The sequence below is a fragment of the Salinirubrum litoreum genome (assembly GCF_020567425.1).
Taxonomy (GTDB): Archaea; Halobacteriota; Halobacteria; order Halobacteriales; family Haloferacaceae; genus Salinirubrum; species Salinirubrum litoreum.
Map to the genome: position 1 here is coordinate 1,093,291 of NZ_JAJCVJ010000001.1, position 12,197 is coordinate 1,105,487.

The 12,197-nt window shown below is 66.9% G+C and carries 15 protein-coding genes; 9 read left to right on the forward strand and 6 right to left on the reverse strand.

Annotated elements, in window-relative coordinates; all coding sequences use genetic code 11:
- The first annotated feature begins 116 nt into the window (after positions 1–116).
- The 3 genes from LI337_RS05405 (at position 117) to LI337_RS05415 (ending at position 3,279) form a co-directional block, all read left to right on the forward strand.
- Positions 117–1,283, forward strand: coding sequence for a molybdopterin-dependent oxidoreductase (locus tag LI337_RS05405; RefSeq protein WP_227228726.1), 1,167 nt, complete (start codon positions 117–119; stop codon positions 1,281–1,283).
- Positions 1,284–1,347: 64 nt separating this feature from the next.
- Entirely contained in the window at positions 1,348–2,454 is a 1,107-nt protein-coding gene (locus LI337_RS05410; protein WP_227228727.1) for an aldo/keto reductase, read from the forward strand.
- 135 nt (positions 2,455–2,589) lie between these two features.
- The gene (locus LI337_RS05415; RefSeq protein ID WP_227228728.1) at positions 2,590–3,279 is read left to right on the forward strand and encodes a TVP38/TMEM64 family protein; all 690 of its coding nucleotides are present in this window, start codon (positions 2,590–2,592) and stop codon (positions 3,277–3,279) included.
- A 25-nt stretch (positions 3,280–3,304) separates the two neighbouring features.
- Here LI337_RS05415 and LI337_RS05420 read toward each other — a convergent pair whose 3' ends face one another.
- Positions 3,305–4,015, reverse strand: coding sequence for a phosphoribosyltransferase (locus LI337_RS05420; protein ID WP_227228729.1), 711 nt, complete (start codon positions 4,013–4,015; stop codon positions 3,305–3,307).
- 208 nt (positions 4,016–4,223) lie between these two features.
- Between LI337_RS05420 and LI337_RS05425 the strand changes: the two genes are divergently transcribed.
- Together LI337_RS05425 and LI337_RS19860 are read left to right on the forward strand one after the other, a co-directional pair.
- Positions 4,224–5,294, forward strand: a complete 1,071-nt coding sequence (locus LI337_RS05425) for an archaeosine biosynthesis radical SAM protein RaSEA (protein ID WP_227228730.1) — start codon at positions 4,224–4,226, stop codon at positions 5,292–5,294.
- Between the two features lie 373 nt (positions 5,295–5,667).
- Positions 5,668–5,790: a hypothetical protein gene (locus LI337_RS19860; RefSeq protein ID WP_264474851.1), complete on the forward strand. Its 123-nt coding sequence runs from the start codon at positions 5,668–5,670 to the stop codon at positions 5,788–5,790.
- A gap of 63 nt (positions 5,791–5,853) precedes the next feature.
- Here the strand turns inward: LI337_RS19860 and LI337_RS05430 are convergent, their stop codons facing one another.
- Both LI337_RS05430 and LI337_RS05435 read right to left on the reverse strand, forming a co-directional pair.
- A complete protein-coding gene (locus tag LI337_RS05430; protein WP_227228731.1) occupies positions 5,854–6,579 on the reverse strand; it encodes a ribosome assembly factor SBDS in 726 nt (241 codons plus the stop codon).
- Between the two features lie 48 nt (positions 6,580–6,627).
- Complete coding sequence (locus LI337_RS05435) at positions 6,628–6,897, reverse strand: CDGSH iron-sulfur domain-containing protein (RefSeq protein WP_227228732.1); 270 nt, start codon at positions 6,895–6,897, stop codon at positions 6,628–6,630.
- A 320-nt stretch (positions 6,898–7,217) separates the two neighbouring features.
- Between LI337_RS05435 and LI337_RS05440 the strand changes: the two genes are divergently transcribed.
- Both LI337_RS05440 and LI337_RS05445 read left to right on the forward strand, forming a co-directional pair.
- The gene (locus LI337_RS05440) at positions 7,218–8,132 is read left to right on the forward strand and encodes a DNA-3-methyladenine glycosylase family protein (RefSeq protein WP_227228733.1); all 915 of its coding nucleotides are present in this window, start codon (positions 7,218–7,220) and stop codon (positions 8,130–8,132) included.
- A gap of 150 nt (positions 8,133–8,282) precedes the next feature.
- Positions 8,283–8,714: a DUF555 domain-containing protein gene (locus LI337_RS05445; protein WP_227228734.1), complete on the forward strand. Its 432-nt coding sequence runs from the start codon at positions 8,283–8,285 to the stop codon at positions 8,712–8,714.
- A 164-nt stretch (positions 8,715–8,878) separates the two neighbouring features.
- Here LI337_RS05445 and LI337_RS05450 read toward each other — a convergent pair whose 3' ends face one another.
- Entirely contained in the window at positions 8,879–9,118 is a 240-nt protein-coding gene (locus LI337_RS05450) for a UPF0058 family protein (protein WP_227228735.1), read from the reverse strand.
- A 244-nt stretch (positions 9,119–9,362) separates the two neighbouring features.
- On the opposite strand from LI337_RS05450, the gene LI337_RS05455 reads away from it, so the two are divergent.
- On the forward strand, positions 9,363–9,770 hold the full coding sequence (locus LI337_RS05455; protein ID WP_227228736.1) for a translation initiation factor IF-2 subunit beta: 408 nt from the start codon (positions 9,363–9,365) through the stop codon (positions 9,768–9,770).
- Between the two features lie 74 nt (positions 9,771–9,844).
- Here the strand turns inward: LI337_RS05455 and LI337_RS05460 are convergent, their stop codons facing one another.
- On the reverse strand, positions 9,845–10,180 hold the full coding sequence (locus tag LI337_RS05460; protein WP_227228737.1) for a 2Fe-2S iron-sulfur cluster-binding protein: 336 nt from the start codon (positions 10,178–10,180) through the stop codon (positions 9,845–9,847).
- Positions 10,181–10,291: 111 nt separating this feature from the next.
- Between LI337_RS05460 and LI337_RS05465 the strand changes: the two genes are divergently transcribed.
- Positions 10,292–11,659 carry a geranylgeranyl reductase family protein gene (locus LI337_RS05465; protein ID WP_227228738.1) on the forward strand — a complete coding sequence of 456 codons (1,368 nt, stop codon included), beginning with the start codon at positions 10,292–10,294 and terminating at the stop codon, positions 11,657–11,659.
- A 42-nt stretch (positions 11,660–11,701) separates the two neighbouring features.
- Here the strand turns inward: LI337_RS05465 and LI337_RS05470 are convergent, their stop codons facing one another.
- Positions 11,702–12,151, reverse strand: a complete 450-nt coding sequence (locus tag LI337_RS05470; protein WP_227228739.1) for a disulfide bond formation protein B — start codon at positions 12,149–12,151, stop codon at positions 11,702–11,704.
- Positions 12,152–12,197: the final 46 nt, after the last annotated feature.

Below are 12,197 nucleotides of genomic sequence, written 5' to 3' on the forward strand. Positions count from 1 at the left end.
GTGCCGCCCGGCTAAAGGCTAACGGGACCGCCGAGCGACGGTGCACCGGCGGCGGTTCACCCCTCGACCCGACGACCACCGGAAACCGATTTCCGTGTCGACTCCCTACGGATGGTATGTCGACTTCGGGCGACGCGGGCCCCGACACGCCGAGGCTCGCCGCGCGCCTCCGGTCGCTACTCGCCCGCGCCGAGCCACGACCGCGGGTCGTGGACTGGTCCATCTTCGCGCTCGTCCTCGTGGAGTTCGTCACCGGGATGGTGAGTCTGACTGCGGGCGACCCGAGCCAGTGGCTCCTGTTCGACGTCCACGCGGTCGTCGGTCCCGCACTGGTCGTCCTCCTCGTGTTCAAACTCCGCCGAGTGCGCCACCGGATCACGGACCGCAGGCTGTGGGACCGGACGACCGCGATTTCGGTACTGGCGGCCGTGATCGCCATCCTCGCGCTCGGCACCGGCTTCTTCTGGGTGATGGGCGGCGACTTCGACTTCCTGCTGTGGAACGCGATGAACGTCCACATCGGCCTCGGGCTCGTCCTGATACCGCTCGTCTTCCTCCACCTCCGGGCGCGCTGGCGGGTCCCGCGCCGCGTCGACTTCGAGGGGCGGCGGACCGCGCTCCAGTACACCGGTCTGTTGGTCGGGGGTGCCCTGTTCTACCGGGCACAGGAGACCGCGAACCGCGTCTTCGACACGCCCGGCGCGGACCGGCGGTTCACCGGGTCGAAACCCGCCAGCGACCCGGGGACGACCGGCAACGCCGCGTTCCCGCCGACGAGTTGGGTCGCGGACGATCCTGACCCGATTCCGCCGGACGACTGGGAGGTGCGCGTCGAGGGACTGGTCGCGGAGTCACTGTCCTTCGGGCCGGAGGCTGTCGTCTCGGGTGCCGACGACGACCCCCCACAGGGCGGGGTCGCGGCCGACAGCGAACTGCGTGCCCTGCTGGACTGCACGAGTGGCTGGTACACCGAACAGGACTGGCGGGGGGTGCGCGTCGGTGATCTGCTGGATGCCGCTGGACCGAGCGAGGACGCGCGGTACGTCCGGTTCGTCTCGGTGACGGGCTACCGGTGGAGTCTGCCGATCGAGGAGGCACGCGACGCCCTGCTGGCGACGCACGTCGGCGGGGAGCGACTGAGCCACGGCCACGGGTTCCCGATGCGACTCGTCGCCCCCGGCAGACGGGGGTTCCAGTGGGTGAAGTGGATCGAGCGTGTCGAGGTCCGGCGGCAGGGTGATCCCACACAGTGGCTCGTGACGCTGATCTCCGGGTTCGACTGAGGCGGTCGGGACGGGACGCCGGCGAGTCACACAGCCTATGCCGCCCGGCCACCACCATCCGGGCATGGCGACACGCGAGGGAACGTGGCGGTACCGCGACCGATTCGGCGACAGCTTCGCCCGCACCTACTTCCGCCGGTTCGGCGACGGTGTCTGCTCCAGCGTCGGCGTCGGCACCTACCTCGGCGACCCGACCGACGAGGCGGACGACGCCTACCGCGAGGCGATCACCACCGCGCTCGACTCCGGGATCAACGTCCTCGACACCGCGATCAACTACCGGTGTCAGCGCTCCGAGCGCGTGGTCGGCGAGGCACTCCGGCAGTCGTCTGCCGACCGCGACGAGGTGGTCGTGGCGACGAAGGGTGGCTTCCTCCCGTTCGACGGCGACCGACCCGACGACCCCGCGAGCTACGTCCGCGAGGAGTTTCTTCGGTCTGGACTGGTCGATCCGGACGACCTCGCGGTCGGGAGCCACTGCATCGCGCCGGAGTTCCTCGACACGCAACTCGACTGGTCGCTCGACAACCTCGGCCTCGACTCGGTCGACCTCTACTACGTCCACAACCCCGAGACACAGCGCCGCGTCCGGTCCGAGTCGGCGGTGTACGACCGCCTGGAGGCGGCCTTCGAGCGACTGGAGGAGCGCCGGGCCGAGGGCGACCTCCGGTACTACGGCGTGGCGACGTGGGAGGCGTTCCGGGTCCCGCCGGACCACGACAGCTACCTCTCGCTCCCGGCGGTCGTCCGCCGGGCCGAGCGTGCCGCCGACTCGGTCGGTGCCGACGACTCCGGCCTGCAGGCGATCCAACTCCCGTTCAACGTGACGATGGCCGACGCGGTGACGCGGGAGGTTCACGAGAGCGGGTCGGGGAGCGAGACCACGGACGCCGCGACCAGTGCGCTCCGGTACGCACACGAGGTCGGACTGGACGCCTTCACCAGCGCCAGCATCGGGCAGGGCGACCTCGCGAAGTCGATTCCCGCCGAGGTGGACGAGCGTCTGTCGGGTGACACACACGCCCAGCGTGCGATCAACTTCGCCCGGAGTGCGCCCGGCGTCACCTGCTCGCTGGTCGGGACGGGGACGCCGGCACACGTCGCCGAGAACGTCGCCAGCGGGACGTTCGAGCCACTCGGTGCCGGTGCGTTCGACGACGTGTTCGCCTGACTCCGGGGCCAAATTCGGACGCGTGTGGCCGACCGACCGGCACCCGACAACCGACAACCGACACCACGGCCGACTGCGACACCGCGGCCGACTGCGACACCACGACTAAGCCACCCGCCGGAGACACCGTAGACAGTGAAGCTGTTCGCCACGCCGACACATCGGAACCGCACCCTCTCTCGTGTCGGCCTCCTCGTCGTGCTGTTCGCGGGAGCCACACTCGCGCTCCGGGTTGTCGCGCCCGAACTGCTCGATCCGTCGGCGCTCCGGGCGTTCGTCCTCGGGTTCGGATCGCTCGCCCCGGTCGTGTTCGTGCTCCTGCAGGCGACACAGGTCGTGGTCGCGCCGATTCCGGGGCAGATCGTCGGACTCGTCGGCGGGTACCTGTTCGGCCCGGTCTGGGGGACGGTGTACAGTCTGCTCGGCGTCGCACTCGGGAGTACGGTCGTCTTCGTCCTCTCGCGGCGGTACGGCCGGCCGTACGTCGAGCGTATGATCGTCCCCGAGACGGTCGCCGAGTTCGACGACCTCGTCGATTCTGCGGGATTGCCGGGACTCTTTCTGGTCTTCCTGATCCCCGGCCTGCCGGACGACGCGGTCTGTTTTCTGGCGGGGCTGACGCGTATCCCGATCCGGCGGCTGGTCGCCGTCGCGGTCGTCGGGCGCGCACCGGGGTTCCTGCTGGTCGCCGTGGCAGGGGCCGATCTGGCGGCCGGGCGAGCGACTGCCGCGCTGTGGCTCCTCGGGGCGGTCTCGGTCGTCTCGCTGTTCAGCTACCTCTACCGGGACCGGATCGTCGCCGGACTGCGCCGGGCCGAGAAGTAGTCGTCGTGAGTCGTGGCTCGTCGCTTCAGGCTCCGAGCCCTTCGTTCTCGAGCAGTCGCCACGCGCCGTCGGTGGCGTCGACGATCCCCCGACGTTCCATCTCGGTGAGGACCTCGTCCAGTCGCCCCGCCTGGGCGATCTCCATCTCGATGCGCTGGAGGTCGTGGAACTCCGCGAGGTAGTGCCGGATGTCGGCCTTCTCGAAGGTCTCCTCGTCGGCTTTGTCCATCACACCCGAGACGAGGTCGATCATGTCCTCGATGAAGTTCCACGGGTAGACGATCCACGCCCACTCCTCCAGTCGCTCGCCGACGTAGTCCGGTTCGAACTCGCTGGTGCCGAGCAGTTGGAGCGTCGCGGTGCGGACCTCGCCGGGGTTGCGGTCGTTGACGTACTCGTCGGCGCGCTTGATCGACCCGCCGGTGTCGGCGATGTCGTCGATGATCAGCACGTCCTTCCCCTCGACGCTCCCCTCCGGCATCGGGTAGCGCACTTCGGGTTCGCCGGCCTTCTGTGCGGTCCCGACGTAGTGTTCCATCTTCAGGCTCGTCAGGTCGTCCAACCCGAGGAAGTCGCAGATACACCGCCCCGCGAACCAGCCGCCACGGGCGAGTGCGACGATCACGTCCGGCTCGAACTCCGAGGCCTTCACGTCGTCGCTCACGTCGCGGCACAGTCCGTAGATGTACTCCCAGTTGGTGACGGTGCAGTTGAACTCGTCGGGGAGATCGCTCATACGGACTGAGGATGGTGCGTGCCTGCACATAAGGGTTTACAGCGCCGCTCGGGGTGTGAGTCGGTGACGTATCCGGATCGAGCGCCCGGGGCAGTGACCGAACGTGCGCCGCGGTCGGCCGGTCGAGGTGTGTCCGACCGACACCGGCAGTCACTCCGAGACACACCAGTCGAAGCGGACTTACGCACCCGACGACAACCCCGGGACAATGAGTCAACCGAGTCCCGAAGTCTACGAGCAGGGACGCGGGATGGACGCGCACAACGCGGTGATGCGCGAGATCCGCGCCGAGAAGCAGAAACACTACGACCCGCACGAACCCACCCGGGTCTGGATCGACGAGGACAACACGCCCGACGGGGTCTACCAGAGTCTCACCATCATCCTCAACACCGGCGGCTGTCGCTGGGCCCGCGCCGGCGGGTGTACGATGTGCGGCTACGTCGCCGAGTCGGTCGAGGGCGGGAGCGTCTCCCACGACGCCCTCATGGACCAGATCGACGTCTGTCTCGACCACGAACAGGAGAACGCCGACGAGCGGTCGGGCCTGATCAAGATCTACACCTCCGGGTCGTTCCTCGACGAACGCGAGGTCGGCGCGGAGACGCGGCGAGCCATCGCCGAGACCTTCGGCGACCGCGAGCGCATCGTCGTGGAGAGCCTGCCGGACTTCGTCGAGCAGGAGAAACTCGCCGACTTCACCGAGCAGGGGTTGGCGACCGACGTGGCCGTCGGCCTGGAGACGGCGACCGACCGCGTGCGCCACGACTGCGTGAACAAGTACTTCGACTTCGAGGACTTCGTCGCCGCGAGCGAGGAGGCCGAAGCGGCCGGCGCGGGGATCAAGGCGTATCTGCTGATGAAGCCCGCGTTCCTCTCGGAAGCCGAAGCGATCGAGGACATGAAACGCTCGATCCGGAAGTGCGCAGAGTACTGTCACACCGTGTCGATGAACCCCTGTAACGTCCAGCGGTACACGATGGTCGACGACCTGCACTTCCGCGGTGGCTACCGCCCGCCGTGGCTCTGGTCGGTCGCCGAGGTCCTGCGCGACACCGCCGACGCGGACGCCATCGTGGTCTCCGACCCGGTCGGCCACGGCTCCGAGCGCGGCCCGCACAACTGCGGCGAGTGCGACGACCGCGTCCAGACGGCGATCAAGGACTTCGACCTCCGGCAGGACCCCTCGGTGTTCGAGCAGGTGTCCTGTGAGTGTGAGGGCACCTGGCAGGTCGTCTGCGAGGAGGAGACGAGCTACGGGATGCCCCTGACGAACTGATCACTCGACGGCGACCCCCCGAGTCTCGGACCGCCCGCGAACCGTCCTCGGCCGACGAACCCAGCGGTATCGACCCATTTCGTCCTCCAGCGACGGACTCAACCGGTGATTCGGAAACAGCGAGACGGTGACGACGGACCGTACACCGAGGCGTGGTGCGTCTCGTCGTCGTCCTCTGTCGACCTACGCCGTCCCGCGCCGGCCCCGCAGTCGTGAACGGTTTCTGACCGGTCGTCGGAGTAAGCAGTCGCTGTCGTCGCCTAGTGTGTCGTTAGTTCAGTAGTACGGGGCGCGTAGTGATGTGGGTCGCAGTCGTCAGAGAGAGTTGGTAACACACGACAGGCGACACGGGTCGCCGTCGGCCACCACTGCCATGACGCAACGACACCACGAATGTAAGGCGATCTTCTGTACCGACGGCTGGCTAGAACTCCGCGAGGTCGGCAACGCGGACGCGTGGATCGCGTCCGACTCGCCCGAGTGGATCACCGCCTGATTGCCGCGTCCGCCGTCCGGTCTCGAACCGCCACACTGCTCACCACCCGCCGAACCGCCCGCCTCAGCGCGTACTGATCTCGTCTTTGTCCTTCACGATCCGGGTCTCGGCCTCACCGCTGGTGATGTCGTTCACCATGTCGTAGAAGTCGTTCTGCATCCCGGCCGGGAAGGTCAGCACGCCGATCCACGAGCCGTCGTTCTGCCACTCCTCGCGCTCCAGATCGCCGTACTTCCGGATGCGGGCCTGCGCGCTCCCGGCGTAGTTCGCGGGGACCGACACCGCGACGGTCACCTCGGCGAAGCGGATCGGGATGACCGGCCGGAGGGCGTCCAGCGCGTCGTCCACCTGCGACTCGACCGGTTCCATCGGGTCGATGGTGAAGCCGGCCTCCTCTAACGCCCGGTCGATCCGGTCCGGGGGGTGCGGCGCGTCGTCCATCTGCGGGTTGACCGCGTTCCGGGCGATCCGGTTGATCAACTGCTTGCGCTTCTGTTCTTGCATCTTCCGGCGCTGGTCGGCCGTGATCTGGATCTCTCCCTTCCTGATGACCTGCGGGATGATCTCCAGCGGGTCGGTCGTGTCGAACACCTTCTTCAGGTCGGACTCGGCCGGGCGATCACCGCGAGACGCGTCCTCGAACACGTCCTCGGCGGCGATCACGTCTTCCAGTTCGCCGTCGAACTCGTCGCGTTTGATCGCCAAGGCGGCGTCCGGATCGACCAGCACCTCGAACCGTGCCCCGTGTGACTCCAGTCGGGCCGTCACGGCGTCGTCCAGTGATATCATGGCTCAGGATAACACCGCCGACTTTAAAAGCTCTCGCTCCACCGGCGGTCAGTCGTCGTCGGTCGGACTGCCGCCAGCGTCGTCGTCGCTCGATTCGTCGGCGAACTCGATGCGTGCGATCTCGCGTCGCTCGCCGTCGACGTACTTGTACCGACGGTCCTCGGCCTCGTCTTCGGTCGCGCGGTGGCTCCCGTCACAGAACGGGAACTCGTCGCTGAGTCCGCACTGACAGACGGCGACGTCGCCCTTCTCGGGGTCGACGTCGTCGGCGTCCAGAAACCGGGGTCCCCGCGCGTCGAGCGTGACCTCGCGTGGCATGACCGGTGTTTCGGCTGTCTGCGGCATAGATGCACCGGGGGAAAACGAGCAGTCGCCGGGCCGGGCGACTACCGATAGAGGTACAGCACCCAGCCGACCGCGAGCAGCAGGCTGACGATCAGAACGACGGCACCGGTCTCGGCGATGGGCAGGGGTTCGCCCGTCGTGGCGAGTGGGAACATACCCGGTCGTTGTCGGGGTGCCCTCTTGAATGTTCGAGATTCGGACCCCGACTCGCCGATGACGACGGAGGGACGCGAGGGCGACCGACTCGCGGAGAGTCGAAAGCGGCATACCCGCGCCGTCCCTCCACTCTCCCGATGGAACGCGGGGCGATCCCACTCGACGAGTTGGCCGGCGGCTTCGACCTGCAAGCGACCGTCGAGAGCGGCCAGAGCTACCTCTGGCGGCGCGGCGACGGTCAGATGTACGAGACGATGTCGGCTCACGGCGGCGACCACTGGTACGAGACGGTCGTCCCCGAACTCGATCCAGTGGGCAACGACCGCGCCGTAGTCCGGGTGCGCCAGCACGACGGAGTGCTGGAGTGGGAGTCGTCGACCGACGCGGTCCCGATTCTCACGCACCTCCTGCGACTGGACGACGACCTCGACGCCGTCCTCGGGGCGACGACCGACGATCCCCTGCTGGCGGACGCCTACGACACCTACCGGGGGATGCGACTCGTCCGCGACCCGCCCTTCGCCTGCCTGATCTCCTTCATCTGTTCGGCACAGATGCGCGTCTCGCGCATCCACGGGATGCAGGTCTCGCTGGCAGAGGAATACGGCGATCGGGTCTCGTTCGACGGCGAGACGTACCACGCCTTCCCGACGCCGGACCAACTCGCGGCCCGCACCGAGGGCGAACTACGTGACCTCTCGCTGGGCTACCGCGCGCCGTACGTCCAGCGCACCGCCGAGATGGTCGCCGACGGCGAGGCACATCCGAGTGAGGCACAGGAGTTGGCGTACGAGGACGCCCGCGAGTACCTCACGCAGTTCGTCGGCGTCGGCGACAAGGTGGCCGACTGCGTCCTGCTCTTCTCGCTGGGCTTCCTCGAAGCGGTCCCGCTGGACACGTGGATCAGAACCGCCATCGCCGACCACTACCCCGACTGCGACCGGGGCAACTACACCGAGACCTCGCGGGCGATCCGCGAGCAGTTCGGCGGCGAGTACGCCGGTTACGCGCAGACCTACGTCTTTTACTTCTTGCGGGCTGGCGGGGAGTGACCCCCACCACCGGCGACGAGAGCAGGTGGAACGCACCACTACAGCCGTGGTAATCGGTTCGCGTGATCCGGCGGCAGGGGCTCCGAAACACACGAATCGAGGGGTTCGGGCCAAGTTTGATACGTTCCCATGGCCTACTATCACGTACCCATGGATTGCAGAGTCGTCGTCGAAGCGGCCGTTCCGGTCTACGACGTGGCGAACGAGGACGAAGCCATCCGGATCGCCATCTCGAAGACGGGAGAGATGTTGAATCCCGACCTCAACTACGTCGAGATCGACATGGGTTCCCGGACCTCGCCGAGTGGTGATGAACTACCGCCAGCGTTCGTCGCGGCCGACGAGGCGTTGGTCGCCCTCGAACTGGAGATGACCGTGTTCAACGTCGAACGCCACGAGCACGCCAGTCGGATCGCCCGCAAGGAGATCGGGCAACGACTGGAGAACATCCCGCTGAAGGTCCTCGAAGTCGAAGACGTCCCCGATGAGGACGACTCCGAGGACACGACCGCAGACACCGAGACCGACGAGGACGAGGACGACGATCTCCTCCCCGAGTTCGACGATCTCGTGGAAGACTGACACCGACGCTGTCGGTCCTTTTTTGTCGTCCACCGATCGGTAGTGACAGGTTCCTGTCGCCGGGGACGGTCGTCGGTCGTCGCCGGGGCGCCGTAGTCGGCGAGTGCCGGTGCAGTCGCTGGCGGGTGTAGGGTCGTCGGAGGAGTCGTCGCGTCCGCAGAGAGTCAGTCGGCTTTCGGGGCGACGGCTTCGGTCTCACCTTCCGCGACCGATCCGGTGATGCCCTTCGCCAGTTTGAAAACGGCGGCTTTGTGGTCTGTCTTCGACTTGTGGATCGAAGTCGGTCGAACACCGAGTTCGTTGTACTCGGTCAGGTCGATGTCTTCGTCGTCTGTCCATGCCTCACACTGCTCGTGTACCTCGGCAAGCAGGCCGTGAAGGTGAATGAGCTCCTGCTTCTTCATGAGCAACAGAGCGTTGCGACTGAAGGGTTATATTACTATCTTGAGTGTCGTTAACACGCGTCTATTCACAACCGAGCGTCAGATCGACAATCCTACAGGGTCGTTCGTTCGGGACGCTACCGACCCGTCGCGGGGGAAGCCCGCCCCTACTGTCAGTTCGTCGTCAGTCGTAGTGACACGTGTCCGTTCGCGGACAGCCACCGGAGTCGTGAAGTTTTACTCCGGCGACCGACTGCCACCGGGTATGGACTACGACGACCAACTCGACAGAGCGATCTCGGAGACGCCCGACATCGAGGAGACGGGGTCCCGTTTCGAGGTGCCCGATCCCGAGATCCGGGCCGAGGGGAACGTCACGGTCTACGAGAACTTCCAGGCGACGGTGGACCGACTGGACCGCGACGAGCAACACGTGATGAAGTTCCTCCAGAACGAACTCGGGACGAGCGCACACATCGACGAGAGCGGCCGTGCCCGGTTCACCGGCGACTTCAAACAGTCCCGCGTCGCCGCGGCCATCGAGGAGTACACCGACGCTTTCGTCGTCTGCCCGGAGTGTGGCCTGCCGGACACGCGATTGCAGGACGAACAGGGGGCGACGGTGCTGAAGTGTACGGCCTGTGGTGCGCTGTCCCCGACCGGTAGGGAATGACCGGCCGGGACGCTCTCTCCCCGACCGGTAGCGAGTGACCGGTCGGGACGCGGCGACAGTCACCAGTGAGCGACTCAGTCGTCGTCTGCGGCCGCCTCGCTCACGCCGGCGGCGTCCGACTCGATGCTCGGCGGGTACTTCCCGCGATCCAACTTCAGGTCGCTGGCGGGCCGAGCCATGCACGTCAGCGCGTACTTCTCGGCTTCCTCCTCCGTGAGGCCCCGTTTCTTGACGATCTCCTGGTGGACCTCGCCCTCCAGAATCTCCGCAGAACAGGCGAGACACATCCCGACGCGACAGGAGTACTCCTGTGCGATCCCCTCCCGGATGCAGGCTTTGAGGATCGGCTCTTTGTCGGACACCTGGATCGTCTCGCCGGTGCCGACGAACTCGACGGTGTACTCGGTCATGCTTCGGCGTTCGGCGACTCCCGACAAAAAGCTTCTATTCGACTCCCGTCCTCCCGGGAAGGACGCAATCGGGGATAAAGAGTTTTGCCCCGTCGTCGGTCAGATAGGGCAATGACGACCCACGAGTACGACGCCGTTATCGTCGGCGCGGGAACCGCCGGCTGTTACGCCGGTGCGACGATGGCCCGCGAGGGACTCGACGTCGTCGTCGTCGAGCGAAAGACCGCCGAGGAGGCCGGTCACATCGCCTGCGGCGACGCGCTGAAGGGTGCCGACGCCTTCCCCGAGGCGATCCCGAAGTCCAAGATCGAGTCGGCGTTCACCAACACCGGCGTCGACCACGGCCGCTTCGAGATTCCCTCACACGACACCGTCTTGGAGATTCCGGTGCCCGGCGAACTCGCGGTCATCGACCGCCACGAGTACGGCCGGAAGATAATCGCCGGCGCGGAGGAGGTGGGCGTCGAGTTCCACTACGACACCGTCGTCCAGGACGTGACCCAGGAGGACGGCCGCGTGACCGGCGTGAAGGCGATCCGGAAGGGTGACCCCGTCGAGTACGACGCCGAGGTCACCATCGACGGCGCGGGCGCGCTGTCGATCCTGCAGGACAAGGCCGACCTCTCCGAGGCGACCTTCGACACGAACGTCTCCTACTCGCAGTTCTGTTCGGCCTACCGCGAGGTCGTCGAGGTCGAGGAACCGGTCGAGTGGTCCGACGCCCTCGTCTTCAAGCCGACCGAGCGCGCGGCGGGCTACCTCTGGTACTTCCCGCGCACCGAGACGGAGATCAACGCCGGTCTCGGCTTCCAGATGAACGAGGAACCGATGAAACTGGTCGACGACCTCAAACGCGACCTCCAGACGCGCCCCGAGTTCGAGGGCGCGGAGGTGAAGGACAAACTCGGCGCGGCCCTCCCGACGCGGCGACCCTACGACTCGGCGGTCGCCCCCGGCTTCATCGCGGCCGGCGACTCGGCGGGCCACGTCAACCCGACGACCGGCGGGGGCATCGCCGGGGCCGCCTACGCCGGCAAGTACGCGGGCGAGCAGGCCGTCCGGGCAATCGAACAGGACGACGTGAGCGAGGACGCCCTCTGGCACTACAACGAGCGCGTGATGGACCACTTCGGCGGCCGGTACGCCGGACTGGACGTCTACAACATCCTCTCGACCGCCGTCGACGTGGACGACCTGATGGGCCTGCTGGCGGCCCTGCCGGGCGAGAAACTGGCCGAGGCGCTCTACTCCGGGCAGACCTCGATGGGACCGAAACTGGTTCTGCAGACTGCCGTCGAGAGCTTCGGCTACTGGGACGTGATCTACAAGTTCTACCGGACCAAGCGCCTCGCAGAGCAGTTGATCGACCACTACGGCCGGTATCCGGACCGGCCCGAGTCGCTGTCGAACTGGCAACGAGAGCGCGACAGCCTGATGGACCGCATCTACGAGCAGACCGGCGCGGACGCGAAGTACTGACTGCGCCGGCCTGCGCCTGCGTCACTCTCTCTCTCGGCTGTCTCACCGGTCGCCGACCAGCAGCGCGACCAACCCGACCGAGATCAGCGTGAAGGCGACGAGCGACAGGCGTGGGATGGTCAGCAGGCCACCGAGCAGGGTGTACTGGATCGACGTACAGCCACCGCCGACGGAACAGGTCCCGCCGACAGACGGCGATATCTGGAGAATCGTGTGGTAGCCCGCGACGACGAGGCCGAACAGCGAGAGGGGGAGTGCCGTCCGGTAGACGGTCGCTCGCTCGTCGAGACTCGCCACGCCGAGGATCACGACCAACGGGTACATCAGGATGCGCTGGTACCAGCAGAGTTCACACGGGACGAGGCCGAGTCCGAGGCTGAAGTAGAGACTCCCGGCGGTCGCGACCGTCGCGACCAGTGTCGTCAGTGCGAGGAGGGTCCGGACCGGAACGGAGCGTCCGAGGACGCCGAGGCGGCCGTGGGTCGTGGACACGTACGACAAGAGGTGTCGTCGCGGGCTTCAACGTTCGGGTCTCGGA

Excerpts from the sequence above, each read along its gene's own strand:
- LI337_RS05465 (WP_227228738.1), top strand. The coding sequence starts at position 10,292 with ATGACGACCCACGAGTACGACGCCGTTATCGTCGGCGCGGGAACCGCC.
- LI337_RS05445 (WP_227228734.1), top strand. The coding sequence starts at position 8,283 with ATGGATTGCAGAGTCGTCGTCGAAGCGGCCGTTCCGGTCTACGACGTG.
- LI337_RS05420 (WP_227228729.1), bottom strand. The coding sequence starts at position 4,015 with ATGAGCGATCTCCCCGACGAGTTCAACTGCACCGTCACCAACTGGGAG.
- LI337_RS05425 (WP_227228730.1), top strand. The coding sequence starts at position 4,224 with ATGAGTCAACCGAGTCCCGAAGTCTACGAGCAGGGACGCGGGATGGAC.
- LI337_RS05435 (WP_227228732.1), bottom strand. The coding sequence starts at position 6,897 with ATGCCACGCGAGGTCACGCTCGACGCGCGGGGACCCCGGTTTCTGGAC.
- LI337_RS05460 (WP_227228737.1), bottom strand. The coding sequence starts at position 10,180 with ATGACCGAGTACACCGTCGAGTTCGTCGGCACCGGCGAGACGATCCAG.
- LI337_RS05455 (WP_227228736.1), top strand. The coding sequence starts at position 9,363 with ATGGACTACGACGACCAACTCGACAGAGCGATCTCGGAGACGCCCGAC.
- LI337_RS05450 (WP_227228735.1), bottom strand. The coding sequence starts at position 9,118 with ATGAAGAAGCAGGAGCTCATTCACCTTCACGGCCTGCTTGCCGAGGTA.
- LI337_RS05430 (WP_227228731.1), bottom strand. The coding sequence starts at position 6,579 with ATGATATCACTGGACGACGCCGTGACGGCCCGACTGGAGTCACACGGG.
- LI337_RS19860 (WP_264474851.1), top strand. The coding sequence starts at position 5,668 with ATGACGCAACGACACCACGAATGTAAGGCGATCTTCTGTACCGACGGC.
- LI337_RS05405 (WP_227228726.1), top strand. The coding sequence starts at position 117 with ATGTCGACTTCGGGCGACGCGGGCCCCGACACGCCGAGGCTCGCCGCG.
- LI337_RS05410 (WP_227228727.1), top strand. The coding sequence starts at position 1,348 with ATGGCGACACGCGAGGGAACGTGGCGGTACCGCGACCGATTCGGCGAC.
- LI337_RS05440 (WP_227228733.1), top strand. The coding sequence starts at position 7,218 with ATGGAACGCGGGGCGATCCCACTCGACGAGTTGGCCGGCGGCTTCGAC.